This is a genomic window from Stenotrophomonas sp. YJH_SMC_25 (assembly GCF_059369595.1).
In genome coordinates this window covers 439,401-465,986 of sequence record NZ_JCAFSV010000001.1, presented here as the reverse complement: position 1 = coordinate 465,986, position 26,586 = coordinate 439,401, and the positions used below count along the sequence as shown (strand labels likewise).

Below are 26,586 nucleotides of genomic sequence, written 5' to 3'. Positions count from 1 at the left end.
CTCCTAACTGGAAAACCGTAGCGTTGAGGGCTGTCTCCGGAGTGTCCGGGACGGGCCAATCTAGGTTTCCGACGGGTGACGAAGTCGTGAAATTTTGCTTAATCCGTAACGTTTGAACTGGAACTTTGCCGAGTTTGGCAGTTCGGTCCCGAAGGCCGGTCCGACAGGCGGTCGGACCGGCCCGGGTCGTCAGTCCGGCAACGAGAACTGCACCGGCACCAAACCGATGGCCGGTACCGCTACACCATCACGCTGGGCCGGTTCAAAGCGCCAGCGCTTGAGCACCTGTTGGCGTGCAGCCTGGTCCAGGTGGCGGGAGCCACTGCTGCGCTCGATGCTGACCGCGACCGGCTGGCCGCCGCTGTCGACCTCCACCCGCAGCAGCACCGTGCCCTGCTCATGGTTGCGCAGTGCGGCGACCGGATAGACCGGTGGCGGGGCGCTGCGGTATTGCAGCTGGGCGCCGGCCAGCGGTGCATGGGTGTCGATGCTCGGCGCGAGTTGCGGCGGAGCCTGTTCGGCGGCCGGCAGCATGATGCCCTGCGTTTCCTCCACGGTCGCGGTTGGGGTCGGCAGTGGCGGTGTCGCCGGCTGTGCCTGCGGTTTCGGCACGACCCGGGCGACTTCCTTCGGTTCCTGCAGCACCGGTGGGGGCGGCGTTGGCGGGATCTTCTCGATCAGCCTGACCGTGGTCTTGTCACGCGGGACCTGCACGGCCTGGTAGGTCGCCGGGATCAGCAGCAACAGGAACGCGAGCAGGTGCAGGGCGATGGCCGCGCTCCAGGCGGCAACGCGGGCGGGGTCGAAGTGCGGGGATGCAACGGGATACGTACGAACCATGGTCCACCTCCATGCCAGTGACGAAGTCCTCAACGCACCAGGGCCCGTGGCGGGGTTGCCGCACGCGGCTGGCAGCCAATCATTAACGCCAGGCCCCGGCCACTGCCTAGAGGCAGGGGCAGGATCGTTGGGCTGGCCTTCAGCCAGCCGCCCCGGTCCATGAAAAAGGCGGGCCCCTGCGGGACCCGCCTCTGTCTACCGGAACGGATGGGATCAGCGACCCAGCTCGAACACCACGTCCAGATTGACCGACACAGTGGATTCGCCCGGGGCGACCGGCGTGGCCTTGTCCATCGCCGCGCCGGCGGCCATGGTCCGCATCATCGGCATCGGGCGGTAACCACCCCCGGCATTCTCGGAGATGCTGACGATGCGGCGCACCTGAAGGCCGAGCGACTTGGCATAGGTCTGGGCGCGGGCCTGGGCCTTCTTCAGCGCGGCCAGGCGCGCTTCGTCATAGACCGGTTCCGGCTGGTCGATCTCGAAGCTGGGGCCGTTGATCTGGTTGGCGCCCTGAGCGGCCAGCGCGTCCAGCACCTTGCCGAGCTTGGCGATGTCACGGACCTTCAGGCTGACCGTGTTGCTGGCCTGGTAGCCGGTGATCTTCGGCGCTTCGTTGTCGGCATAGCGGTACTGCGGGTTGAGGCTGACGCCGCTGGTCTGCACGTCGCGCTCGGCGATGCCGGCGGCCTTGATCGCGGCCAGCACCTTGTCCATCTGCTGGGCGTTCTGGCGCATGGCGCTGTTGCCATCGGCAGCCTGGGTGACCACGCCGGCCGACAGGGTGGCCACGTCCGGTACGCGGGTGGCTTCGGCATTGGCCGAGATGTTCAGCAGCGTGCCTTCGGCCGCGGCGGCGATCGACGGCGACGACGGGGCGGCATGGGCAGTCATCGAGGTTCCAAGGGCGAGGGACAGGGCAAGCAGCAGCGGGGTGGCGGTCAGGCGCATGGAGAACTCCTTGTTGTGCCGTTGAGGGTGGTGTCGTAGCGATGAACGCGCTGTGAGCCCGTTCGGGGTTCAACGCGTTCCGGGACGGGTTGCCGACGATTCAGGTGGCGGCCTCAGGTTATGCTGTGCCGATGCTCTATCTTGCTTCCCGCTCCCCCCGACGCAACCAGTTGCTGGCCCGACTCGGACGCCCCTTCCAGGCCCTGGACCTGGAGGTCGTCGAGCAGCGCGCGCCCGCTGAAAGCGCCGAACAGTATGTGTGCCGGGTCGCCGCCGACAAGGCGCGCGCCGGCCTGGCCCGGGTGCTGGCCGATGATCCGCAGGCGCGGGTGCTTGGCTCGGACACCGAAGTGGTGCTGGACGGCGAGGTCTTCGGCAAGCCGGCCGACGCCGCCGGCGCACGCGCGATGCTGGCGCGCCTGGCCGGGCGCACCCACCAGGTGATGACTGCGGTGGTGGTGGTCGGCGCCGACGGGCTGGACAGCGAACTGGTCATTTCCGAAGTGACCTTCGCCCCGATCGCCGCCGCCGACATCGCCGCCTATGTCGCCACCGGCGAGCCGTTGGACAAGGCCGGGGCCTACGCCATCCAGGGCGGGGCCGAGCGCTGGATCGAACATCTTTCCGGCAGCTACTCCGGCGTCATGGGGCTGCCATTGCTGCATACCGATCGTCTGCTGGCGCGCTGTGGCGTGCCGGCCCCCACTGCCGATGCCGCCAGGGAGGCTGCCGATGTCTGAGGAAATCCTGGTCAATGTGACCCCGCGCGAGACCCGGGTCGCGGTGATCGAGAACGGCATGCTGCAGGAACTGCACATCGAGCGCGGTTGGCGCCGGGGTGTGGTCGGCAACATCTACAAGGGCAAGGTGCAGCGGGTCATGCCCGGCATGCAGGCCGCGTTCGTCGAGGTAGGCCTGGAGCGCGCCGCGTTCCTGCACGCCAACGACGTGGTGCGCCCGGCCCCGGTGGCCAGTGCAGACACCGAGAACACGACCCTGCCGCCGCCGGCCAGCGTGCCCATCGTCGAGCTGCTGCGTGACGGCCAGGACATCGTGGTGCAGGTGGTGAAGGACCCGATCGGCACCAAGGGCGCACGCCTGACCACCCAGATCAGCATTCCGTCGCGCTACATGGTGCTGCTGCCGCAATCCAAGGTGGTGGGGGTGTCCGCGCGCATCGAGGATGAAGCCGAGCGCGCCCGCCTGAAGGCCCTGGTGACCGAGCTGTCTGCGCAGCATGGCGGCTACGGCTACATCGTGCGTACCAATGCCGAGGGCCAACCGGCCGAGGCCATCGCCGAGGACATCGCTTACCTGTCGCGGGTCTGGAACGTGGTCGAGCGCCGCGGCCGCGAAGCGGCCTCGTGCAGCAACATCTATGAAGACCTGAGCCTGCCGCTGCGTTCGGTGCGCGACCTGATCCGCAAGGACGTGGACAAGGTGAAGGTGGACTCGAAGGAAACCTTCGCGCAGCTGCAGGCGTTCGTCGCCAAGTACATGCCGGTGCTGGCCGAGAAGCTGGAACTGTATTCAGGCGATCGCCCGATCTTCGACATGTTCGGGGTGGAGGACGAGATCGGCCGTGCGCTGGACAAGCAGGTGCCGCTGAAATCCGGTGGTTACCTGGTGATCGACCAGACCGAGGCGATGACCACCATCGACGTCAATACCGGTTCGTTCCTCGGCCAGCGCAACCTGGAAGAGACGGTGTTCCGCACCAACCTGGAAGCGGCACAGGCGGTGGCCCGCCAGCTGCGCCTGCGCAACCTGGGCGGCATCATCATCATCGACTTCATCGACATGGACGATGCCGAGCATCGCCGCCAGGTGCTGCGCACCCTGGAAAAGGCGCTGGCCCGCGACCATGCCAAGACCACGGTGTACGACTTCTCGCCGCTGGGGCTGGTGGAGATGACGCGCAAGCGCACGGTGGAAAGCCTGGAGCGCCAGCTGTCGGAAACGTGCCCGCAGTGCAGTGGCCGTGGCAGCATCAAGACCACCGAAACGGTGACCTACGAGATCTTCCGCGAGATCACCCGTGCCGTGCGCCAGTTCGATGCCGCACGCCTGCTGGTGATCGCCTCGACCAAGGTGGTCGCGCGCATCACCGACGAGGAATCCTCGGCGGTGGCCGAGCTGGAGGAATTCCTCGGCAAGAGCATCCGCTTCCAGGCGGACGAGCAGTACCTGCAGGAGCAATTCGATGTCGTTCTGCTCTGATCCTCGCCGGCCGCAGGCCGGCGGTGGCCGATGAGCGCGCCGCCGCGCCTGCGACTGCGAAGGATCCGCCGTCATTTCATTGCCGCCTGCGCGGTGGGCCTGGTCGGGCTGGCACTGCTGGTGGGTACCCTCAGCCAGCTGCTGCCGCTGGCCGAGCGTCACCCCGACAGGATTGCCGCCTGGCTGAGTGAGCGTGCCGGCCAGCCGGTGCATTTCGACCAGCTGCAGACGGCCTGGACCCGGCGTGGTCCGCTGCTGCAGCTGAAGGGCCTGCGCATCGGCGCCGGTCAGGGCCTGGCCATCGGCGAGGCCGAAGTGCTGGTGTCAATGTACAGCGGGATGCTGCCTGGTCGCTCGCTGACCGAGCTGCGCCTGCGTGGCCTGGCACTGGACCTGCAGCAGGACAAGGACGGCCGCTGGTCGGTGCGTGGCCTGCCGAAGTCAGACACGGGCGGTGACCCGCTGGACGCGCTGCGCCGGCTGGGCGAGCTGCAGGTGATCGATGGCCGCTTGGGTGTGCATGCACCGGGACTGGGTATCGATACCACCCTGCCGCGTATCGATCTGCGCCTGCGCGTCAATGGCGACCGCCTGCGTGTGGGCGTGCGTGCCTGGGCGCAGACCGATGCCCTGCCGCTGACCGCAGTGCTGGACGTGGACCGCGCGCGCGGCAACGGGCAGGCCTGGCTGGGTGCCGATCCTGTTGATTTCCATGCCTGGTCGCCGTTGCTGGCAGCTGGTGGCGTGCGCCTGCGCGAAGGCAAGGGTGAGCTGAACTTGTGGCTGACCCTGCGCGACTTCGCGCCGGTGGCGCTGACCACCGATTCGGACCTGCGTGACGTGCGCGTCGACGGTGCACCGATGCCCGACGTGGCAACGCCGCAGTTGCAGCTGCAGCGCTTGCAGGCGCGCCTGCGCTGGCAGCGCCAGGCCGATGGTTGGGCGCTGCAGGTACCGCGCCTTCGTTTGAAGACCGAAGACGGCGAACAACAGCTCGATGGCCTGCAGTTGCAGGTTGGCAGGCAGCTGCGGGTGAGTTCCGGCGAAGTACAGGCCGGTACGGCGCTGCGTGCGCTGGCGCTGAGTGATCGCCTCGAGGCAGGCCTGCGCCATTGGTTGTTCCTGTCCAAACCGCAGCTGGATGTGCGAGAGCTGCAACTGGCCGGCGAACGTGATGGCCCGTTGCGGGCACAGGGCGAGCTGCAGTCGCTGGGCTTTGCCAGCGTTGGCAATTCTCCGGGTCTGCGCGGCCTGGGGGGACATTTCGAGGGCGACGCCGATGGCTTCAGCCTGCAGCTGCAACCGCAACGGCAGCTGCAGTTCGATTGGCCCACCGGCTTCGGCGTGCGGCACGACCTGCACCTGGCTGGACAGATCGTGGGCTGGCGTGACGAGGGCGGTGGCTGGCGTATCGGCACTGCGGCGATGCGCGTGGAAGGCACCGACTACGCGGCCGATGTGCGCGGTGGTGTCTGGTTCCAGGGCGACGGCACGCGGCCCTGGCTGCAGTTGGCGGCCAAGCTGGACGATGTGCCGATGACGGCGGCCAAGCGCTTCTGGATCCACTCCAAGATGAGCAAGGGCGCCACCGACTGGCTGGACATGGCGCTGGCCGGCGGCCAGGTGCGCAATGGCATCGGCCTGGTCAGCGGTGACCTGGACGACTGGCCGTTCGACAACAACGATGGCCGTTTCGAGGCCACCGGCCATATCACCAACGGCGACATCCGCTTCCAGCACGACTGGCCGCTGATGCGCCAGGTCGACGCCGATATCGCCTTCATCGGCCCCGGCTTCGACATGCATGGGCGCGGGGACCTGGCCGGTGTAGCGGTGCAGAAATTCGAGGCGGGCATCCAGGACTTCGGGCAGCAGCCGCTGTACGTGCGTGCCGATGCGCAGAGCGAGGCCGGCAGACTGCTGGCAATGCTGCGGCAGAGCCCATTGCACAAGGACTATGGCGACACCCTGGACAACCTCACGGCTGCGGGCCCGGCGCATGTGACCTTCGACCTGCTGCAGCCGCTGCACCACGATGAAGGCGGCGGTCACCTGCAGGGCACGGTCGACCTCAATGGTGTGAAGCTGGTGGACAAGCGCTTCCAGCTGGCCTTCGACAACATGCATGGGCAGGCGCGCTACAGCAATGGTGGCTTCGGTGCCGAGGAACTGGCGGTGCGCCACCTCGGCCAGGACGGCCGCTTGAGCTTGCGTGCCGGCGGCTACGTGCACGACAGCAGGCTGGCGTTCGAGTCGCAGCTGACGGCCAACCTCGACGCCGGTGTGCTGATTGACCGCGCCCCGGAAATGGCGTGGCTCAAGCCCTATATCGCGGGTAACTCGCCCTGGACCATCGCGGTCAACCTGCCCAAAGTCGCACCGGGAGCGCCCGCACCGCCCAGCGAACTGCGCCTGAGTTCGGATCTGGTAGGAACCCGCCTGGACTTGCCGGCACCGCTGGACAAGCCGGCCACCGAGCCGCTGGCGACCACGGTGGCCGCGCAGCTGCCGATGGGCGCTGGTCGCATCGATGTGGCCTTTGGCCAGCGTCTGGCCCTGGCCGCGCGCAGCCACAACAACCGCACCGGTGTGCAGGTCACCCTGGGCAGCGACCATGCCGATCGCGAGCCGCCGCCCAGCGGACTGTCCGTCAATGGCCGCAGCCCGACTCTGGATGCGCTGGAGTGGATCAGTCTGGCCCGTGGTGGCAACGACGATGACGGCATGCCGCTGCGTGCAGTGGACGTGCAGGTCGGCAAGCTGATGCTGATCGGCGGCGTCTTCGAGCAGACCCGGTTGCAGCTGCAGCCGGGACCGCAGGCGCTGGACGTGCGCCTGGATGGACCTTCGCTGGCCGGTCGCCTGATCGTACCCAACGCCGAAGGAGGCACCATCAGTGGCCGACTCGACCGTGTGCACTGGCAGTCGCTGCCGCCGGCGCCGGGCGCGGCCGCGCCAGCCCGGGTGCAGGCCGGCGCCAACGACATGGACCCGGCCAAGCTGCCGCCGTTCGCGCTGGACATCGCCGACCTGAAGTTCGGCAAGGTGGTGCTGGGCCAGGCGGTGCTGCGTACGCGGCCGCTGGCCAATGGCCTGAACGTGGACGAGCTGCGCTTCCGCGCGCCCGACCAGGAAATCGACATCAGCGGTCGCTGGCTGGGTCGCACCGGTGGTGCCCGCACCGAGCTGACCGCGCAGGTGCGCAGCGAGGACCTGGGCGGCCTGATGCAGAACCTCGACTACGGCGGCCAGCTGCGTGGCGGCTCTGGCCAGGCGCAGCTGCAGGCCTCCTGGAGCGGGGGGCCGTCGGACTTCCAGCTGGCCAATCTGCAGGGCAGCCTTGATCTGCACGCGCGTAATGGCCAGCTGCTGGAGCTGGAGCCGGGCGCTGGCCGTGTGCTGGGCCTGCTCAGCGTGACCCAGCTGCCGCGGCGCCTGATGTTCGACTTCCGCGACTTCTTCTCCAAGGGCTTCGCGTTCAACCAGGTCGACGGCAGCGTGCAGTTCGGGCAGGGCATGGCCCGCACCGACAAGGTACTGATCGAGGGCCCGGCGGCGAACATCACCATCCGCGGCCAGGCCGACCTGCGCAACCAGCGGTTCGACCAGACCATCGATGTCAACCCGCGCGCCGGCAACCTGCTGACGGTGGTCGGCGCGGTGGCCGGTGGCCCGGTGGGCGCGGCGCTCGGCGCGGCCACCAATGCGGTACTGTCCAAACCGCTCGGCGAGATCGGCGCCCGCACCTACAAGGTGACCGGTCCATGGAAGGAGCCGAAGGTGGAAGTGATGGAACGCAGCCGCGACAAGACCCCGCCAGCGCCCGCGCCGCGCCCGGCCCCGGCCGTTCCGCCGCCCGTTACCGACCTGCCACGCTCACGCTGAGCGTGGACCTCCTGTTCACGGGGCTTGCCTGAGCGCCCCAGCACCCCCAGATCGAGAACCATGACTGATATCGCCCTGACGCTTGCCCAAGATCGCCTGCTGCGCCCCGGCGGGCTGGATACCGATGGCCTGGAGCGCACCTTCGGCCAGCTGCTCGGCCCCGGTGTGGACTTCGGCGACCTCTATTTCCAGCACGCCCGCCGCGAGAGCTGGAGCGTGGAAGACGGCATCGTCAAGGACGGTGCCCATTCCATCGAGCAAGGCGTGGGCGTACGGGCGATGTCCGGCGAGAAGACCGGATTCGCCTACTCCGACGACATCCATGCCGACGCGCTGCTGGCCGCGGCGCAGTCGGCGCGTGCGATTTCGCGCGAGGGTGGCGCGCAGTCCGGGCGCTCGCTGCTGCGCGGCAATTCACGCGCGCTGTATCCGGCGCTGGATCCCATCGATGGCGTCGGCAACGAGGCAAAGGTCGAGGTGCTGAAGCGCCTGGACGGCTACCTGCGTGCCGCCGACCCGCGCGTGAAGCAGGTGATGGTGAGCCTGTCCGGCGGCGTGGACACGGTGCTCATCGCGCGCAGCGACGGCGTGCTGGGCGCTGACGTGCGCCCGCTGGTGCGCCTGAACGTGCAGGTGATCGTCGAACACAACGGCCGCCGCGAGTCCGGCTATGCCGGTGGCGGTGGCCGCTATGGCTACGGGGAACTGTTCGCTGATGGCCGCCCGGAAGCGTTTGCGCGCGAGGCCCTGCGCCAGGCGCTGGTGAACCTGGACGCCGTGCCGGCGCCGGCCGGCGTGATGCCGGTGGTACTGGGACCTGGCTGGCCCGGCGTGCTGCTGCATGAAGCGGTCGGCCACGGCCTGGAAGGCGACTTCAACCGCAAAGGCACCAGCGTGTACGCCGGCCGCATCGGCGAACGCGTGGCGGCACCGGGCGTGACCATCGTCGACGATGGAACCCTGGACGGGCGTCGCGGTTCGCTCAACATCGACGACGAAGGCCACCCGAGCCAGTGCACCACGCTGATCGAGGACGGCATCCTGGTCGGCTACATGCAGGACAGCCTCAACGCACGCCTGATGGGCATGGCACCGACCGGCAACGGGCGTCGCGAATCGTTCGCGCACCTGACCATGCCGCGCATGACCAATACCTACATGCGCGCCGGCCAGCACGACCCGCAGGAAATGATCCGCTCGGTGAAGAAGGGCCTGTATGCAGTGAACTTCGGCGGCGGCCAGGTCGACATCACCAGCGGCAAGTACGTGTTCTCGGCCACCGAGGCCTACCTGATCGAGGATGGCCGCATCACCGCGCCGGTGAAGGGGGCGACCCTGATCGGCAACGGTCCGGAAACCATGCAGAAGGTGCGCATGGTCGGCAACGACCTGGCCCTGGACGAGGGCGTGGGTATCTGTGGCAAGGACGGGCAGAGCGTGCCGGTGGGTGTCGGCCAGCCGTCGCTGTTGATCGAGGGCATCACCGTCGGCGGTACCCAGGCCTGAGCCGGGCGATGGCCAGCGCCACCGCCCGCTCCAGCGCGGACTCAGTCCTCGTCGGCCTCGTCGGTCTCGACGTGGTCGGCGTCTTCGGCGCTGGCCTTCAGGCCGAGCGCCGCCGGCAGCATCAGTGCGCGCAGCACCTGGTAGATCTCGCGATAGGCACGCGGCGGCTTGTTCTTCGCCTTCTCGGCCTGCGCATTGCGCACCAGCGTGCGCAGCTGCTGGCGGTCGGCCTGCGGGTAATCGTCCAGCAGGGCGGCCAGCGCCTTGTCACCTTCGGCCAGCAGGCGCTCGCGCCAGTCTTCCACGCGGTGCATCATCGCCACTTCGCGACGGCCGGTTTCGCTGTTGGCATCCAGCGCATCGCGGATCGCATCCAGCGTGGCTTCTTCTTCGCGGCGCATGTGCTTGGCCAGGAACGCCAGCTGGCGCTTGTGGGCGATGTGCGCGGTGATGCGCTTGCACTCGGCGATGTGCGGCAGCAGGTCTTCCGGGATCGGCAGGCGCGCCAGCTGGGCCGGTGTCAGCGACACCAGTTTTTCGCCCAGGGCCAGGACGTCGAGCGCGTCGCGCCGGTTCTGGCTGCGGCTCTTGTCGTGGAATTCACCGGTTTCTTCGTCGCGTCCGCGCATCGTCCATACCTGATTTCAAAAAAAGTCGCCCGGCGTGATGCCGGGCCCAACCCGTACAGGATAAAGCATTGAACGTGATCGCCCCTGAAGCCGCCGTCGGCGACGACAGCCCGGCCCGGCTGGAACGGCTGGCCGACCTCTCCCAGCAGCTGCTCGACCGCGCCCGCGCGCTGGGCGCCAGCCAGGCTGAAGTCAGCTGCAGCGAAGACCGCGGGCTGGAGGTGAATGTCCGCCTCGGCGAGGTCGAAACCGTGCAGTCCACCCGCGACCGCGGCATCGCCGTCACTGTGTATTTCGGCCAACGCAAGGGCAGCGCCAGCACCGGCGACCTGAACGAGGCCAGCCTGGCGGCCACGGTCGAGCAGGCCTGCGCCATCGCCCGGCATACCGAAGATGACGCGGCCGCCGGTCTGGCCGAGGCGGCCCTGATGGCCACCCACTTCCCGGACCTGGACGGCTGGCACCCGTGGGCGCTGCAGGCCGACGAGGCGGTGGACCTGGCCTTGGCTTGCGAAGCCGCAGGCCGTGAGGCCGATGCGCAGATCCGCAATTCCGACGGCGCCTCGGTGTCGAGCATGCAGAGCCTGTCGGTCTATGCCAATTCGCATGGTTTCATCGGCCGTGAGCGCGGCACCCACCATTCGGTCGGTTGTGCGCTGATCGCCGGGCAGGGCGATGGCATGCAGCGTGACGGCTGGTACACCAGTGCGCTGGCTCGCGAGGACCTGGAGGACGTCGACCTGGTCGGACGTCGTGCCGCCGAGCGCACTGTCGCCCGCCTGCAGCCACGATCGCTGGCCACCGGCAGCATGCCGGTGCTGTTCGCCCCGGAAGTGGCGCGCAGCCTGGTCGGGCACCTGCTGTCGGCGGTGTCCGGCGGTGCTCTATATCGCCAGGCCAGCTTCCTGCTGGACAGCGTTGGCCAACGCCTGTTCCCGGAATGGATGCAGATCGAGGAGCTGCCGCACCTGCGCCGTGGCCTGCGCTCGGCCGCCTTCGACGGCGACGGCGTGGCCACCCGGGCCTCGGCTCTGGTCCGCGACGGCGTGCTGCAGCGCTATGTGCTGGGCAGCTACTCGGCACGCAAGCTGGGCCTGCACACCACTGCCAATGCCGGTGGCGTGCACAACCTGCAGTTGGCGGCCAATGCCGGCCCGCTGCACGACATCGCCCGGCAGATGGGCGATGGCCTGCTGGTGACCGAGCTGATGGGGCAGGGCGTGAACGGCGTGACCGGCGACTATTCGCGTGGCGCGGGTGGCTTCCGGGTCGAGAACGGCGAGATCCAGTATCCGGTGGACGGCATCACCATCGCCGGCAACCTGCGCGAGATGTTCAGCAGCATCGAGGCGGTCGGCAGCGACGTCGATCCCCGTTCGCACATCCGGACCGGTTCGATCCTGTTGGGGCGGATGACCATCGCAGGTAATGATTGATGCCGTCGATGGCGTAAGCTATGCCCGCCTGACGCAATCAGCTGGGTGCTGGTTGGTCAAGACCACCCAATGAAAAGGAGTTTTGTCGTGAGTGAATTCGATAACGTCCCGCCGCCGCCACCGGCCACCGCCGACGTTCCGGCCGACCAGCGCACCATGGCCCTGGCCGCGCACCTGCTGGGCATCTTCACCGGCTTCATCGGCGCGCTGATCATCTGGCTGATCAATAAGGACGATGCTGGCAAGGCCTTCGTGACCGACCAGGCCAAGGAAGCCCTGAACTTCCAGATCACCGTGACCATCGCCATGGTCATCAGCATGATCCTCACCATCGTGATCATCGGCGTGTTCCTGGCCCCGATCGTCGGCATCATCAGCCTGGTGTTCAGCATCATCGCTGCGGTCAAGGCCAACAACGGCGAAGCCTATCGCTACCCGTTCGCGCTGCGCCTGATCAAGTAGGATCGTCCGCACGCGGAACTGAAAACGCCCGGCACTGCCGGGCGTTTTCGTGTGCGGGGAATGCCGGGCCGCGTGCAGCGATCAGTGATCGCGTTCCACCGCCAGCGTCGCCAGCGCGCGCAGCGCGTCGGCTTCCTCGCCATACCCGGCCAGGATCGACTGCATGCGCGCTGCGAGCTCGTGCAGCTGGGCCTTTGCGCCGTCCATGCCAAGCAGGGCGGGGAAGGTGCTCTTGTCCTGCGCCTGGTCCTTGCCGGCAGTCTTGCCCAGCTGTTCGGAACTGGCTTCGACATCGAGGATGTCATCGCGGACCTGGAAGGCCAGGCCGAGTGCATCGGCGAAACTGTCGAGCTGGGCCAGCTGCGGTTCGTGGGCCTGGCCGCACAGCGCGCCCATGCGCACTGCCGCGCGGATCAGCGCGCCGGTCTTCAGCGCGTGCATGCGGGTCAGCGCCGCCAGCGTCTGCTGCTGGCCGGTGGCATCGATGTCCAGCGCCTGGCCGCCACACATGCCGGACGCGCCTGAGGCGTGGGCCAGGGTCTGCAGGCAGGCCACGCGCAACGTGGCCGGCAGCGGCGCATCGGCCAGCAGGCCGAAGGCGCGGGTCTGCAGGGCGTCGCCAGCAAGGATCGCGGTGGCTTCGTCGAAGGCGATGTGGGTGGTGGGCTTGCCGCGACGCAGGGCGTCGTCATCCATCGCCGGAAGGTCGTCATGCACCAGCGAATAGGCATGGATCAGCTCGACGGACATGGCCGCCGCATCCAGGCTTTCCGGCTGCGCACCGAACAGGTGACCACTGGCGTAGACCAGCAGGGGCCGCATGCGCTTGCCGCCACCAAGCACCGAATAGCGCATGGCCTGATGCAGGCGCTGCGGCGCCTCGGCAGGCGAGGGCAGGGCGGCATCGAGCTGGCTTTCGATACGGTCGCGCCAGCGCGCGAACAGAACCTCAGCCGTCATGGCTGGGCGGGTCGAAGGGCTCGGAGGCTTCCGGCTGCGCCGGATCACTGAGCAGGCGCACGCGCAGTTCGGCCTGCTCCAGTGCCTGCTGGCACTGGCGGTACAGACCGACACCACGCTCGTAAGCACTGAGCGAAGCTTCCAGGCTCAGCTCGCCGGTTTCCATCTGCTCCACCAGCTGCTCCAGCGATTCGAGCGACTGCTCGAACTGGGCGACGGGGGAGGCGTTTTCGGGGGACTTCTTGGCCATGCGGCAAGTGTGGACGGGCCGCGCGCGGGGGTCAATTCACCAGCCGCCGGGACGCCACCGCAGCTGTGCCTCGTTGGCCTGCAACCAGGCCTGCAAGGGCGCGGCGATGACCACGTCGGCGGCGGCCAGCAACTGCGGGCCATCGAAGATCAACGGCAGCTGCGCGCGTCGCCAGGGGGCGAGGTGCTCGCGCTGCAGGCAGTCCTTCAGCGCGTGCGAATGCTGGCGACCCTGCAGCAGGATGCGCTCGCCGCCCACGCGTGCACGGACCTGCAGTGGCTGTTCGAAAGCGCCGGCGCCCAGCAGGCTCAGCTGGCCACCGTCGGGCAATGGCAGCGGTGCACGGCCATCCCACTCGGCCTGCCAGTCGAGGGGCAGCGAGGGCAGCCGGGCCGGCAGCAGATAGGCGTGGTCGCGCCATTGCTGGATCACGTGCTGCTGCCAGCGCACACGCGCCTGGCGGTCGGTGTCGGCCGGCAATAGCTCCTCCAGCGCCTGCTGCAACACCGAGGCCGGCAACGGTGCCGCATCATGGCCCAGCACCCACGCGCGCAGCACGCGTGCTGCGCGGCGCGGCGACATCTGGCGCAGCAGTTCCAGTGACAGCACGCGCGGTGCCACTTCCAGATGCGCGATCAGCTCGGCGTCTTCCTCGTCCAGCAGTTCGCGGGTCTGCCGGCAATGCGTCGCGCTGCCCGCCAATGCTGCAGCCGCATGCGGCCAGCGCTGGCGCAGCAACGGCAACACCTGCAGGCGCAGGAAGTTGCGATCGGCGTGGTCTTCCGCGTTGCTGGGGTCTTCGATCCAGCGCAGCGCGTGCTGGCGCGCGTAGTCGAGCAGTGCACTGCGTGGTACCGCCAGCAGCGGGCGCCACAAGGGATGTTCGCCAAGGCGGCTGTGCGTGGACATCGCCGCCAGGCCATCGACGCCAGAAGCGCGCAGGGCGCGCAACAGGAAGGTCTCGGCCTGGTCGTCCTGGTGCTGCGCCAGTGCCAGCGTTTCGCCTTCGCGTAGCTCAGCCGCGAACGCGGCACGTCGTGCCTGTCGCGCGGCACCTTCGGTGCCCAGGCCTGTGCCGTTCTCGACCTGCACGCGGTGCACGGCCAGCTCAATGCCCCAGGCGTCGCATTGCTGCCGGCAGTGCAGCACCCAGTCATCCGCATCGGGTTGCAGGCCGTGATGCACGTGCACCGCGCGCAGGGCGGTGCCCGAAGTCTGCGCGCAGCGCCACAGCCAGTGCAGCAGCACGGTGGAGTCGACGCCACCGCTGTAGCCCACCAGCAGCGGCGCATCCAGCGGAACGAGGGCAGGGAAGGCAGTCACGGTGGCAAGTATAGGGTTGCTCGGCAGGGCTGCGCCCTGCACCCGCTACGATCCAGAGCAACAGCAACAGCAACAGCAACTGCAACAGCAACAGCAGAAGCTGGTTTCCTGAGGGTAGGCGGGGTGGGTCCGGTTGCGGGGGGCGCTGCAAGTACGTCCATGTAAGCTCGGTCGCCGCATCCATGCGGCTCACGCCCCCACAACCGGACCCACCCCGCCTTCGACAGTTTCCTGCGAACTGTCGGGTTGCTCATGGGGTCAGATCCGTTTTCCTGCGGAAAACGGATCTGACCCCGGATTCAATTCGATATCTGACAGATACGATCCACGCAAAGCGTGGATGGTCCAACCGTCACCGGAAAACTGTCGGGGGTGGGGCGGTGTGGGTGGGCAGGACCGTTGGCGCCATGGATGGCGCCATCGAGCCCCCAGGGATGGGTTTACGGCGTGTCCTGCCCACCCACACCGCCCCACCCAACTCACAGGAAACCAGAGCCGCTTTTGATCTTGCTTTGGCGTCTGCAGGTGCAGGGCGCAGCCCTGCCAAAAACCCTACTTCACCCGACGACCCGAACGGTCGATGCGGAACCACTCTCCGCCTTCCATCGGCGTGTGGCCATCGGCATCCGGCGTACCACGACGGCAACCATTGCAGACCTCGGCCACGCCGTCCTGGAACGGCCATGCGAAATCGAAGGTGCCGGACACCACCTGGCGGAACGTCAGGTCGAAGTAGCCCACGCGGTTGCCGACGCGGGCGCGCAGCAGGCCTTCCTGCGGCGTTTCCGGGCCGTTGTCCCAGGTCAGCACCGGCAGGCTGCGGCCCTTGCGGTCGACGTAGTGGAAACCCTGGTCGGCGTACACCACTGCCAGGCCGTGGTCGTCGTAATTCAGGTCCTTCAGCGTGTCGGCGCTGATCTTCGGCCGGTGATCGATCACCTCGCAGTTGGGCAGTGGCCACAACCCGTGTTCGTCGGTCAGCAGCTTGCATGCCGGTGCCTGTGCCGCTGCAGTGGCGCTGACCAGCACGCCAAGCAGGGCCAGCGACCGCGCGAAGCGGCCGCTGGCAGCGTCAGGGCGGGCCTGCCGTGCGATCACTTGGCCTCGGCCTTGCGCTCGAACGCGGTCGGTGCCGGCAGCTGCACCGGCACGCCCTTGTCATCGCAGGTGCCGGCCTGGCACAGGCGCTCGCGCAGGGCCGGGGTGGCCTGCACGATCATGTGATAGATCGCGTTCTGTTCCAGCGTGCCGCGGATCGCCTTGCTGCCCGGGCCGCGTGCCCAGATGCCGACGTCCTCGCCACCGTGCGATTCGGACTTCATCGGCACCAGTGCTTCCTGCATGTAGTCCGGATGCTCGGTGTCGACCTCGCGCAGATTCGGGCGGCCGTTGGCCGGTTCGAAGCTGCTCGGGTTGTGCGGGTAACGCTTCGGGCCGGCCGGCTGCTGGTTGCTGCTGCCGGTGTGGCCCGGGCCGTTGGCGTAGCTCAGCGTGGTGTACGGCTGGCCGGTGCCGTCCAGCGCGTAGTCCAGCTTGCCGGCGCCGTCTTCGCCGCCCTTGTCCTTCACCTTGCCCAGGATCGGGTTGCCACGTGCCGGGTAGCCGACGAAGTTCAGCGTGTGCGAGTGGTCGGCGGTGACGATGATCAGGGTGTCGTCGGCGGAGGTCAGTTCGTTGGCCACGCGCACTGCGTCGGACAGGGCCACGGTCTCGGTCAGTGCACGGTAGGCATTGCCGCTGTGGTTGGCGTGATCGATGCGCGCGCCTTCGATCATCAGCACGTAGCCTTCCTGGTGCTTGGCCAGATTCTTGATCGCTGCGGCCGTCAGTTCGGCCAGGCTCGGCTCGCCGCCCGGATCCTGCGGGCGCTCGTACTCGTAGCGCATGTGGTCCGGCTCAAACAGGCCAAGGATGGCCGGTGCGTTGGCGGCGGCGGCCAGCTGCTTGCTGTTCCACACGTAGGCACCCTGCGGGTGCGCCTGCTGCCATTCCTGCACCAGGCTGCGGCCATCCAGGCGCTGGCCGACCTTGTCGTCGTATTCCGGATCGCGCTCTTCCACGGTGGTGAATTCACCGCGGCCGCCACCGAGGGCGACCAGGGGGCCGCGGCCATAGCGTGAGGTCGACAGCAGTTGCTGGGCGATGTCCTTGCAGCCGGCCGCCTTGGCCGCTTCGGTCAGGTCGGTGTCGTTTTCCCAGTTGCGCTCGGGCGAGTGCGCGTAGGTGGCGGCCGGGGTGGCATGGGTCAGGCGCGCGGTGGAGACCACGCCGGTAGCCAGACCGGCGCTGTCGGCCAGCTGCAGCCAGGTCAGCAGGCCCTTGGACAGGCTGTCGGCACAGTCGGTGCGGCTGCCGGCGCTGACGCCGATCGCACCCATGTGGGTCTTCACGCCGGTGGTGATGGCGGTCATGGTGCCGGCCGAATCGGGCGTCTGCGAATCGGTGTTGTAGGTCTTGCTGAATGCCGTGGCCGGGAAGCGCTCCCAGGACAACAGGTTCTCTTCACCGGAGCCACCCTTCTGCTGGCCCTCGTAGATGCGCGAGGCGGCCACGGTGGTCAAGCTCATGCCGTCGCCGAGGAACAGGATGACGTTCTTGGCCTTGCCGGACATCGCACCGTTGGCGGCGGCCTGGGCGGCGCCACTGCGGTACCACCACTGCGGGGTCTCGCCGGCCGGGTGGGCGACGGGGTCGACGGCGACCTTGAGGCTGGCCGGGGCAGTGGCGGGGGTGGTGCTGGCGCAGGCGCCCAGCAGCAGGGTGGTGGCGCAGGCGGCCAACAGGGAGACGGAACGGCGCATGGACGCTGGGATCTCACAAACTGTAACGGGACGTTCATTATGCCCGCCCTCGCAAGGCACGCCGATGACACACTGATTTGCCGGTCGGGCGGTCGTTCCCCAGCCGTTGATGGGCTATCGTGCCAGCATCCCTTCCTTCCCTCTGGATTGCCTATGAAGCTGGTCTCTGCCTGGCTGCGGATTCCATTCTGGCAGCGCGTGGTCGGTGGCTTCGTGCTCGGCGCGCTGGCCGGCTGGGCGCTCGGCCCGGCCGCGGAAACGTGGTTCGGCCCGCTTGGCGAGCTGTACGTCACCCTGATCAAGATGATCGCCGTGCCGCTGGTGTTCTTCGCGGTCATCAATGCGATCTCCTCGCTGCACGGCCAGAAGTCGGTTGCCGCGCTCAGTGGCCGCACCTTCCTGTGGTTCGTGATCACTGCTGCGTTGGCGGTGTGCGTCGGACTGGGCGTGGGCACCGTGCTGCAGCCCGGCGCCGGTGGCCTGCAGCTGACGATGGCCAGCAATTACGTGCCGCGCGAAGTGCCCAGTGTGGTGCAGGTGCTGCTGGACGTGGTACCGGCCAATGTCTTCTATGCGCTGTCTGGTATCGGCACAAAGGTCAACGCGGCCGGCGAAACCGTGCTGGCCGCCGGCCGTGGCTCGATCCTGCCGGTGATCTTCTTCGCTGGCCTGGTCGGCTTCGCCATCGTCAAGCTCGGCGAGAAGGTGACCGAGGCGCGCAAGCTGGTCGGCCAGATGAGCGACATCATGATCCAGGTGACCCGCTTCGTGCTGGAAGTCACCCCGATCGGCACCTTTGGCCTGATCGCCGGCCTGGTCGGCAGCTACGGGTTCGAGAAGCTGCTGCCGCTGGGGCATTTCGTGCTGGCCCTGTACGTGGCCTGCGCCCTGCACATCGTGGTGGTGTACAGCGCACTGCTGCTGGCGCACGGACTGAACCCGCTGAAGTTCTTCCGTGGTGCGGCGCCGGGCATGCAGGTTGCGTTCGTCAGCTCTTCCAGCTTCGCGGCGATGCCGGTGGCACTGCGTTCGATCACCCACAACCTGGGCGTGAACAAGGATTACGGTTCGTTTGCGGTGCCGCTGGGCGCCAGCATCAAGATGGACGGCTGCGGTGCCATCTACCCGGCGCTGTGTGCGGTGTTCATCGCGCAGTACAGCGGTGTGCCGCTGACCCCTGAACAGTACGTGGTGGTGCTGATTGCTTCGGTGCTGGGCAGCTTCGGTACGGCCGGTGTTCCGGGTACCGCGGTGATCATGGCTACGGTGGTGCTGAGCGCGGCCAACCTGCCGTTGGAGACGATCGGCTACCTGTATGCCATCGACCGCATCCTCGACATGATGCGCACGATGACGAACGTGACCGGCCAGATGCTGGTGCCGGTGATCGTGGCCAAGGAAACCGGGCTGCTCGACCAGGCGGTGTATGACAATCCGTCCAGCAATGTGGGTGTGGACGACCCCGATCCGACGCCGCCACGCGGCTGAGGTTGCGTGGAGATGAAAGGCCCGCCCTGAACGGCGGGCTTTTTGTCTGGGAGCTGGCTGGCGCGGTGGCGGTCATGCCGGGCCTGGTAGATCCACGCCATGCGTGGATGGAGGCGGTGCCGACCAACGGTCGGCCCCCACCAAAGGTCAGTACCCACCAGAGGTCGGCCCCCACCAAAGGTCAGTACCCACCAGAGGTCAGTACCCACCAGAGGTCAGTACCCACCAGAGGTCGGTAGATCCACGCCATGCGTGGATGAAGGCGGTGCCGACCAAGATCGGCAGCTACCCACCATTGCGCGGGCCTAACAAAAAAGCCGCTGCAGGGCAGCGGCTTTCTCGTGTCAGGCGGCGTGGTAGCGCCAACCGGCCAGATCAGAGATCGACCCGGCGGGCCTGCATGAACTTGTTGCCCCAGTAGCCGCTGAGCAGGGTGTCCACGCGCACGTCCTTGCCCGAGCTCGGTGCGTGCAGGAAGCGGCCATCACCCACATAGATGCCGACGTGATCGACGCGGCCCTTGCGGCCGAAGAACACCAGGTCACCGGCGGCCAGCGCGGTGCGGTCGTTGATCAGTTCGGCGTTGTCGTCGTGTGCCATTTCGCGCGAGACGCGCGGCAGCTCAATGCCCAGGGCCGAGCGGAACACGTAGCCGACCAGACCACTGCAGTCGAAGCCGCTGTCCGGGTTGCTGCCGCCCCAACGGTATGGGGTGCCCAGCAGGGTCATCGCGCGGCGCAGCAGCGACTGCACCTTGCCATTGTCGGCCGCGGTGCCGACAACGCTGCCATTGGCAGCGCTGCTGGTGTCGTAGTTGGCGAGGAGGCGGCTGAGGTCACCGGCCACCACGGCCGAGCGGTCCATCAGCGGAATGGTGTCGTTGGCGGCCAGGTGAGGCAGCAGGGCGGCCAGGGTAGCGCTGGCGGCGGCGTCGACGCGGCTGCGTTGCGGAGCGGCAGCCTCGGCCTTGGCGGCCGGTCGGGCGGTGCTCTCGGCCACCGGGGCCGGGCTCACATCGGAACGGTTCGGAGCAGTCTGCGACCAGGCCGGAAGGCTGGTCAGACACAGTGCCAGGCCAAGCAACAGCGGGCGGGCACTACGTGAAGATACGGAAGTCTGGCCTTCGCTTTTCAGGTCGTCAGTCGTCACGCGTCGGTCACAGGAAAAAAACGATGGGGCATCATGCCCTGTAAAAGCGCGGATAAGTTAAAAATTCCGTTAGTAATTCGTTAGATGCATAGTGATTTTTGTCACAGTTTTGAACATATCGCCTGTTCATTTTAGCGAAGGACGCGTTTCGCCCCTGTGTAGTGGTCCTTCCAGTAGGGACCGCTGAGCGAGTCGAGGCGCACGGTGCCGCCGGTGCTCGGCGCATGCACGAAGCGCCCTTCACCGACATAGATACCGACATGGGTGACGCTGCCGCGGCTGCCGAAGAACACCAGGTCGCCGGTGGCCAGGCGCTGCGGATCGATCTTCGGACCCTGTACCGCCGCCAGGTCGCGCGAGGTGCGCGGCAGTTTCAGGTCCAGCATCTCGCGATAGACATAGGCCACCAGGCCGCTGCAGTCGAAGCCGGAATCCGGGGTGTTGCCGCCATAGCGGTAGGGGGTGCCGACCAGGCTGATGGCACGCATCAGCACCGAGTTGGCCGCCTCGGGGTTGTCCGGCACGGTCTTCGGCCAGTTCGCGGTCGGCGGGGGCGGAGCGGGGCGGGTGGCCTTGCCGCCGCCGCAGGCGGTCATCAGCACGGGCAGGGCCAGCAGCAGGGCCGGGGCGAGGAGCCGGCGCAGGCCGGACGAAACTGGCGTGATGTGCATGTTCTCCGGATAATGCGCCACCTTGGGATTGGCCGTCATGATGGCGGCGTCCCCGCCGGGCGACAACCCGCCCCAACCCGCCTGCCTCCGGCAGATCCAGACAGAGTTGCGCATGAAGATCGAAAAAGACCGCGTTGTCCGCTTCCACTACACCGTTTCCGAAGTCGGCCAGGAGCCGATCGAATCGTCCAAGGACCGCGGCGAGCCGCTGGCGATCCTGATCGGCCACGGCAACATCATCCCGGGCCTGGAAAACGCCATGATGGACAAGGAAGCCGGCGCGACCTTCAGCGTTGACGTCAACGCAGCCGATGCCTACGGCGAGCGCCGCGAGGGCCTGTCCCAGCGCGTGCCGAAGAAGCATTTCGGCAACACCAAGCTGGCTCCGGGCCAGCAGGTCGTGCTGCAGACCAACTTCGGCCCGCGTGCGGTGACCGTGCAGAAGGTCGGCATGAGCGTCGTCGACGTCGACCTGAACCATCCGATGGCCGGCAAGGACCTGCACTTCGACGTGGAAATCGTCGATGTGCGCGAAGCCGGCAAGGAAGAGATCGACCACGGCCACGTCCACGGCGATGGCGGTCACCACCACTGATCGCAGCGCGATCATGATGGCAGCAAGGGCCCGCTTCGGCGGGCCATTGCGTTTCTGGAACACGGCGCGGCCATCCATGGCACGCGGGCCGGCGGCATAATGGCGGACCTGCCCGACGGACGCCCCGTGAACGCCGCTTCTCCTTCCCTGCAGCCGGTGGCTTCCGGCGAACGCATCGCCGTGCTGGACGTGCTGCGCGGTGCTGCGCTGCTGGGCATCCTGCTGATGAACATCGAGGCCTTCAGCGGACCGCTGGACCTGGCCTTCACCGGCATCGACGTGCATTGGCAGGGTATCGACTACTGGGCCGATGCCTTTGTCTACGTATTCGTGCAGGGGAAGTTCTTCACCCTGTTCTCGTTGCTGTTCGGCGCCGGCTTCGCGGTGATGGCGCAGCGCGCCGAGGCGGCCGGGCGTGACTTCACCCCGTTCTACCTGCGCCGCAGCGCTGGCCTGCTGCTGATCGGCCTGTGCCACGCGCTGCTGGTCTGGTCCGGCGACATCCTGGTGATGTACGCGTTGGTCTCGTTGCCGTTGCTGGCCTGCCGCGAGGCGCCGCGCAGCTGGCTGCCGTGGATGGGCGTAACGGTCTATCTCGGCGGTGTGGCGATGATGCTGCTGGTCGGCGCGATGGTGTCGATGGCTTCGGCGGAGGACGTGCGGAAGATGCTCACCGACGCGCAGCAGAGCATCGATCTGCAGCGCCTGGTGTACGGGCAGGGCAGCTGGATGCAGGCCAATGCGCAGCGGCTGAGCGAGTTCGGCACGTCGATGGGGGCGATGCTGATCACCGGCCCGGAAGTGCTGGGCATGTTCCTGATCGGCAGCTGGTTTGCCGGCAGCGGCGCGCTGGCCACGCCGGATCGCTTCCCGCGGCTGTATGCGGTGTTGCGTTGGGGGGCGCTGCCCTTCGGCCTGCTGGTCACGCTGCTGGGTGTTGCCTGGAAGCCGTATCTGGCGCCGGGCGCTTACGATCTGCCGGTTACGGCGGCGATGGCGCTGGTGACGATCGGCGGCCTGCCGATGTGCCTGGGTTACCTGGCCTGGATCGTACACTGGCGCGCGCGGCTGGGCTGGCTGGCGCCGGTCGGGCGCATGGCGTTGACCCATTACCTCGGCCAGTCGCTGCTGTGCACCTGGCTGTTCTACCACTACGGCCTGGGCGCGTTCGAAACGATGCCACGCAGCGTGCAGTTGATGTTCGCGCTGCTGTTGTTCACCGTGCAGGTGGGCATCTCGCACGTATGGCTGCGCCGCTTCCGCTTTGGGCCGATGGAATGGCTGTGGCGCGCGATGACCTATCGGCAGTGGCCGCCGATGCGGCGCGAGGCCGGCCAGGGCTGATCGATGCAGGGCGCGCGCGAGGATGTGATCGTGGTCGGCGCCGGTGCCATTGGACTGGCTGCCGCACTCGCGCTGCGTGCACAGGGCCGGCAGGTACGCGTGATCGACCGTGGGCGTGTCGGCGGCGCGACCTCGCATGGCAACTGCGGCACCATCACCCCCAGCCACGCGCCACCGCTGGCAGCGCCCGGCGTGCCGTTGCGCGCGCTGCGCTGGATGCTCGATCCGCGTGCGCCGCTGTACGTGCGTACACGCCTGGACCCAGCATTGTGGCGCTGGCTGCTGCAGTTCGGGGCGCGCTGCAACGCACGCGACTGGCTGCACGCCACGCGGGCACGCGGCGCATTGTTGAATGATTCACGGCTGCGCCTGGCGCAGTGGGTGCAGACGCATGCGCTGGACTGCGAGTTCGAGGCGCGCGGTCTGGACTATGTGTTCGGTGACGCCCGCAATTTCGATCACCACGCTGCCGAGTGTGAGGCGCTGAACGCACAGGGCATTGCCTCGGCGCGCATCGATGGCACCGACTACGCGCGCGACAATCCGGCGTTCCATGATCGCCTTGCCGGTGCGATCCACTTCCCCGGCGATGCCCAGCTGCGTCCGGACCGCTACACCGCCGAACTGGCGCGCGTGCTGCGCGCACAGGGCGTGGTGATCGAAGAGCAGTCGGACGTGGAGGATTTCAGCGCCGATGCGCAGGGTGTGCGCGTGCGTGTCGGTGAACGCATGCTGCTGGCGCGCGAGCTGGTGCTGGCGACCGGGCCGTGGTCACCGCGCTGGGCGCGGCAACTGGATCTGCGCGTGCCGATCCAACCCGGCAAGGGCTACTCGCTGACCTGGTCACGACCGGCGCAGGTGCCGCAGCGTCCAGTCGTGCTGAAGGACCATTCCGTGTTCGTGATCGCGTGGCGCGAAGCGCTGCGGCTGGGCGGCACCATGGAATTCGCCGGTGCCGATCCGCAGCTGCGCACGACCCGCCTGCAGGCCTTGCAGCAGGCCGCCGACCACTACCTGCGCGCGCCACGTGGTGTGCAGCTGCAGGAGCAGTGGTGCGGGTGGCGCCCCATGAGCGTGGACGACGTGCCGTTGATCGGCCGCGCGCCCGCGCATCCTCACGTCTGGCTTGCAGCGGGGCATGGCATGCTCGGCATCAGCATGAGCGCCGGCACCGGCCAGCTGATCGCCGATCTCGTCTGCGGCCGCACGCCGGCGATCGATCCTGCCCCTTACCGACCCGAGCGATTCCGATGAGCACTGCACCCTATGATTACGACCTGATCGTCCTTGGCGGTGGTTCCGCCGGCCTGGCTGGCGCGATCCGCGCCGCGCAGCGCGGCAAGCGCGTGGCGCTGCTGGAGCCTGGTGAACTGGGCGGGACCTGCGTCAACGTCGGCTGCGTGCCGAAGAAGGCCATGTGGCTGGCGGCCGACCTGCACGAGCGCATCGGCCTGGCCAGTGCGATGGGTTTCGATGTCAAGGCACGCCCGGCATTGTCGTGGAAGGAGCTGGTGATCCATCGCCAGGCCTACATCAGCAACATCCACACCAGCTACCACAAGCGCCTGGACGAAACCGGCGTGGTGCGCGTTCCGGCGCGCGGTCATCTGCTCGATGCGCATACCGTGGCCTGCAGCGATGGCGTGCGTTACAGCGCTGAACATATCCTGATCGCCACCGGCGCGCACCCGCTGCGGCCTGACATCCCCGGTGCCGAACTGGGCCTGGTCTCCGATGATTTCTTCGATCTGCGCGCCGCACCGGCCGAGGTGGCGATCATCGGTGGCGGTTACATCGCGGTGGAGCTGGCCGGCCTGCTGCAGGCACTGGGCAGCAAGGTGAGCCTGCTGGTGCGTGGTCAGCGGCTGCTGGATCGCTTCGATTACGAGCTGACCGATCAGCTGGCCGAGAACCTGAAGCAGCAGGGCGTGCGCATCCATTTCGGCTATCGCCTGCGCGAACTGCAGCGCGATGGCGAACGCGTACGTGCATTCGGCCATGATGGCCCGCTCGACAGCGTGTTCGACGCGGTGTTCTTTGCCACCGGCCGCCGTGGCAACAGCCGCGATCTGGGCCTGGAAGCGCTCGGCATCGGTATCGGCGAACACCAGCAGGTGCAGGTGGACGAATGGCAGACCACGTGTGTGCCGAGCGTGCACGCGGTGGGCGACATCGCTGGCAAGGTCGGCCTGACCCCGGTGGCGGTGGCCGCTTCGCGGCGGCTGATGGACCGCCTGTTCGGTGGCCGCCCGCAGTCGAAGATGGATTACGAGAACGTGGCCAGCGTGGTGTTCTCGCATCCACCGCTGGGCGCGGTGGGCATGAGCGAAGAAGAGGCGCGCGCGCGGTTCGATCAGGTGAGCGTCTACCACAGCCGTTTCCGTCCGATGCTGCAGGCGCTGGCCAACGGCACCCAGCGCAGCCTGTTCAAGATGGTCTGTGCCGGTCCGGAAGAACGGGTGGTGGGCATCCACCTGCTGGGCGAAGCGGCCGACGAGATCCTGCAGGGCTTTGCGGTGGCGGTGAAGATGGGCGCGACCAAGGCCCAGTTCGACGACACCGTGGCGATCCACCCGACCTCGGCCGAGGAAGTGGTGCTGATGCGCTGAGCTGGACGGTTTTAGAGCCGAGCGCAGGCTCGGCTCTCCAGGTCACCAGGCGCACCCATGCGACAATGGACGCCCTTACGCCTTCCCTAGCCGCCCCGTGCGGCCCGCCGTCGTCCTGATGTCCAGCCCCGCTTCCCGTATCGCCACCGCTTCCCCACGCATCGCGCTGGGAGGCATCGGCCTGGCCGTGATCGGCGCCATCGCCGCCTCCGGCAAGGCCATCATCGTCAAGCTCGGCCTGCGTCACGGCGTGGATGCTACCACGCTGCTCGCCCTGCGCATGCTGATGGCGCTACCGCTGTTCGTACTGATGGCACTGTGGGCCGCGCGCCGGGCCGAGCCGCTGACCTGGGCCGACCGTGCCCGCGTGTTGTGGCTGGGCTTCACCGGCTACTACCTGTCCAGTCTGCTCGACTTCCAGGGCCTGCAGTACATCAGCGTGACCCTTGAGCGCCTGATTCTTTACTTGAACCCGACCCTGGTGCTGCTGATCAACGTGCTGCTGACGCGCCAGCGGCCGGGTCGGTGGCAGATCGGCGCGCTGGTGCTGAGTTACCTCGGCGTGCTGCTCGCCTTCGGCCACGATCTGCAGCGCGAGGGCGGGCAGATCATCGTCGGCAGCCTGCTGGTACTGGGCAGTGCGCTCAGCTACGCGCTGTACCTGTTCGGCAGTGGGCAGGTGGTCGCACGCATCGGCGCGGTGCGGTTGACCGCCTATGCCAGCTGCGTGGCCAGCGTGCTGGTGCTGCTGCATTTCGCGGTGACCCATCCGCTGCCGTTGCTGTGGCAGGCACCGGCGCCAGTGCAATGGCTGTCGCTGGTCAATGCCACCGTGTGCACGGTGCTGCCGGTGCTGGCGATCATGCTGGCGGTGCAGCGCGTGGGTTCGTCGCTGGCCGCGCAGGTCGGTATGCTGGGCCCTGTTTCCACCATCGTGATGAGCCTATGGCTGCTCGACGAACCGATGGGGCCGGCGCAGATCGCCGGCACCGTGCTGGTGCTGATCGGCGTTCTGCTGGTGACCCGCCTGCGGCGCTGACGCCGGAGCAGGCGCGTGCCCGCATTCTGGCGGTGATCCGCGCGATCCCCGCAGGGCAGGTGATGGGTTATGGGCAGGTAGCGATGCGCGCGGGCCTGCCCGGGCGTGCGCGGCTGACCGCGCGCATCCTGGGCCAGAACGACGACCCGGACCTGCCCTGGCACCGCGTGCTGCGCTCGGATGGGCGAATTGCCATGGAAGAAGGGTCGGCCGGATGGCGCGAGCAGTCACAGCGGTTGCGCGCGGAGGGCGTGGTGGTGGAGAACGGCCGGGTGCGGATGCCGGCGGCTGATCCGGCAGCGGCACTGGATGCCGCTGTGTGGGGCCCGGGCTGAGCACCGCTGGCGACTGAACAGGCCGGACCTGAGGGCCGCCAACAAGACACGGTGCTGCGGCTATGATGGAGGCCGTTCCATGCCGGTACTCCC

Annotated in this window: 23 protein-coding genes; 13 read left to right on the top strand and 10 right to left on the bottom strand. The window is 67.8% G+C overall.

Annotated elements, in window-relative coordinates; translation table 11 throughout:
• Positions 1-189 precede the first annotated feature (189 nt).
• Both AC5P7E_RS02215 and AC5P7E_RS02210 read right to left on the bottom strand, forming a co-directional pair.
• Positions 190-840 (bottom strand): energy transducer TonB, encoded by a 651-nt coding sequence (locus AC5P7E_RS02215; RefSeq protein ID WP_099472658.1) that lies wholly within the window; start codon positions 838-840, stop codon positions 190-192.
• A gap of 213 nt (positions 841-1,053) precedes the next feature.
• A complete protein-coding gene (locus AC5P7E_RS02210) occupies positions 1,054-1,791 on the bottom strand; it encodes an SIMPL domain-containing protein (protein ID WP_005410531.1) in 738 nt (245 codons plus the stop codon).
• 131 nt (positions 1,792-1,922) lie between these two features.
• On the opposite strand from AC5P7E_RS02210, the gene AC5P7E_RS02205 reads away from it, so the two are divergent.
• Genes AC5P7E_RS02205 through tldD form a run of 4 tightly spaced genes read left to right on the top strand, consistent with a single transcriptional unit; the run spans position 1,923 to position 9,402 of the window.
• Positions 1,923-2,531 carry a Maf family nucleotide pyrophosphatase gene (locus tag AC5P7E_RS02205; protein WP_032966937.1) on the top strand — a complete coding sequence of 203 codons (609 nt, stop codon included), beginning with the start codon at positions 1,923-1,925 and terminating at the stop codon, positions 2,529-2,531.
• Positions 2,524-4,011 carry a ribonuclease G gene (rng, locus tag AC5P7E_RS02200; RefSeq protein WP_005410529.1) on the top strand — a complete coding sequence of 496 codons (1,488 nt, stop codon included), beginning with the start codon at positions 2,524-2,526 and terminating at the stop codon, positions 4,009-4,011. Before AC5P7E_RS02205 ends, rng begins: the two co-directional genes overlap by 8 nt.
• Positions 4,012-4,041: 30 nt before the next feature.
• Positions 4,042-7,896, top strand: a complete 3,855-nt coding sequence (locus tag AC5P7E_RS02195; RefSeq protein WP_114618687.1) for a YhdP family protein — start codon at positions 4,042-4,044, stop codon at positions 7,894-7,896.
• Positions 7,897-7,956: 60 nt separating this feature from the next.
• Complete coding sequence (gene tldD / locus AC5P7E_RS02190) at positions 7,957-9,402, top strand: metalloprotease TldD (RefSeq protein WP_005410527.1); 1,446 nt, start codon at positions 7,957-7,959, stop codon at positions 9,400-9,402.
• A gap of 41 nt (positions 9,403-9,443) precedes the next feature.
• Here tldD and yjgA read toward each other — a convergent pair whose 3' ends face one another.
• The gene (yjgA, locus tag AC5P7E_RS02185; protein WP_062606145.1) at positions 9,444-10,031 is read right to left on the bottom strand and encodes a ribosome biogenesis factor YjgA; all 588 of its coding nucleotides are present in this window, start codon (positions 10,029-10,031) and stop codon (positions 9,444-9,446) included.
• Positions 10,032-10,099: 68 nt separating this feature from the next.
• On the opposite strand from yjgA, the gene pmbA reads away from it, so the two are divergent.
• Together pmbA and AC5P7E_RS02175 are read left to right on the top strand one after the other, a co-directional pair.
• Entirely contained in the window at positions 10,100-11,467 is a 1,368-nt protein-coding gene (gene pmbA / locus AC5P7E_RS02180) for a metalloprotease PmbA (protein WP_062606147.1), read from the top strand.
• Between the two features lie 87 nt (positions 11,468-11,554).
• Positions 11,555-11,929, top strand: a complete 375-nt coding sequence (locus tag AC5P7E_RS02175; protein WP_005410524.1) for a DUF4870 domain-containing protein — start codon at positions 11,555-11,557, stop codon at positions 11,927-11,929.
• Positions 11,930-12,010: 81 nt separating this feature from the next.
• Here the strand turns inward: AC5P7E_RS02175 and AC5P7E_RS02170 are convergent, their stop codons facing one another.
• The 5 genes from AC5P7E_RS02170 to AC5P7E_RS02150 form a co-directional block, all read right to left on the bottom strand.
• Positions 12,011-12,889 (bottom strand): polyprenyl synthetase family protein, encoded by an 879-nt coding sequence (locus AC5P7E_RS02170; protein ID WP_005410523.1) that lies wholly within the window; start codon positions 12,887-12,889, stop codon positions 12,011-12,013.
• Complete coding sequence (locus tag AC5P7E_RS02165) at positions 12,879-13,139, bottom strand: exodeoxyribonuclease VII small subunit (protein ID WP_005410522.1); 261 nt, start codon at positions 13,137-13,139, stop codon at positions 12,879-12,881. The genes AC5P7E_RS02170 and AC5P7E_RS02165 overlap by 11 nt, the downstream gene beginning before the upstream one ends.
• 36 nt (positions 13,140-13,175) lie before the next feature.
• A complete protein-coding gene (gene tilS, locus AC5P7E_RS02160; RefSeq protein WP_197596209.1) occupies positions 13,176-14,462 on the bottom strand; it encodes a tRNA lysidine(34) synthetase TilS in 1,287 nt (428 codons plus the stop codon).
• Between the two features lie 552 nt (positions 14,463-15,014).
• Positions 15,015-15,560, bottom strand: a complete 546-nt coding sequence (locus AC5P7E_RS02155) for a WG repeat-containing protein (protein ID WP_114618689.1) — start codon at positions 15,558-15,560, stop codon at positions 15,015-15,017.
• Entirely contained in the window at positions 15,557-17,263 is a 1,707-nt protein-coding gene (locus AC5P7E_RS02150; protein ID WP_005410519.1) for an alkaline phosphatase, read from the bottom strand. The genes AC5P7E_RS02155 and AC5P7E_RS02150 overlap by 4 nt, the downstream gene beginning before the upstream one ends.
• Positions 17,264-17,416: 153 nt before the next feature.
• Between AC5P7E_RS02150 and AC5P7E_RS02145 the strand changes: the two genes are divergently transcribed.
• Entirely contained in the window at positions 17,417-18,751 is a 1,335-nt protein-coding gene (locus tag AC5P7E_RS02145) for a dicarboxylate/amino acid:cation symporter (protein WP_005410518.1), read from the top strand.
• A gap of 375 nt (positions 18,752-19,126) precedes the next feature.
• Here AC5P7E_RS02145 and AC5P7E_RS02140 read toward each other — a convergent pair whose 3' ends face one another.
• Positions 19,127-19,900 (bottom strand): C40 family peptidase, encoded by a 774-nt coding sequence (locus AC5P7E_RS02140; RefSeq protein WP_005410517.1) that lies wholly within the window; start codon positions 19,898-19,900, stop codon positions 19,127-19,129.
• 131 nt (positions 19,901-20,031) lie between these two features.
• Entirely contained in the window at positions 20,032-20,610 is a 579-nt protein-coding gene (locus AC5P7E_RS02135) for a C40 family peptidase (protein ID WP_005410516.1), read from the bottom strand.
• A gap of 73 nt (positions 20,611-20,683) precedes the next feature.
• On the opposite strand from AC5P7E_RS02135, the gene AC5P7E_RS02130 reads away from it, so the two are divergent.
• From AC5P7E_RS02130 to AC5P7E_RS02105, 6 genes are all read left to right on the top strand, one after another.
• Positions 20,684-21,166 carry an FKBP-type peptidyl-prolyl cis-trans isomerase gene (locus AC5P7E_RS02130; RefSeq protein WP_012480915.1) on the top strand — a complete coding sequence of 161 codons (483 nt, stop codon included), beginning with the start codon at positions 20,684-20,686 and terminating at the stop codon, positions 21,164-21,166.
• 99 nt (positions 21,167-21,265) lie between these two features.
• A complete protein-coding gene (locus tag AC5P7E_RS02125; protein WP_005410514.1) occupies positions 21,266-22,510 on the top strand; it encodes a DUF418 domain-containing protein in 1,245 nt (414 codons plus the stop codon).
• A gap of 3 nt (positions 22,511-22,513) precedes the next feature.
• On the top strand, positions 22,514-23,764 hold the full coding sequence (locus AC5P7E_RS02120) for an NAD(P)/FAD-dependent oxidoreductase (protein ID WP_005410513.1): 1,251 nt from the start codon (positions 22,514-22,516) through the stop codon (positions 23,762-23,764).
• Positions 23,761-25,119 carry a glutathione-disulfide reductase gene (gene gorA / locus AC5P7E_RS02115; RefSeq protein ID WP_065183950.1) on the top strand — a complete coding sequence of 453 codons (1,359 nt, stop codon included), beginning with the start codon at positions 23,761-23,763 and terminating at the stop codon, positions 25,117-25,119. Before AC5P7E_RS02120 ends, gorA begins: the two co-directional genes overlap by 4 nt.
• A 118-nt stretch (positions 25,120-25,237) precedes the next feature.
• Positions 25,238-26,158, top strand: a complete 921-nt coding sequence (locus tag AC5P7E_RS02110; protein WP_114618710.1) for a DMT family transporter — start codon at positions 25,238-25,240, stop codon at positions 26,156-26,158.
• Complete coding sequence (locus AC5P7E_RS02105; protein WP_414486787.1) at positions 26,065-26,493, top strand: MGMT family protein; 429 nt, start codon at positions 26,065-26,067, stop codon at positions 26,491-26,493. The genes AC5P7E_RS02110 and AC5P7E_RS02105 overlap by 94 nt, the downstream gene beginning before the upstream one ends.
• Positions 26,494-26,586 lie beyond the last annotated feature (93 nt).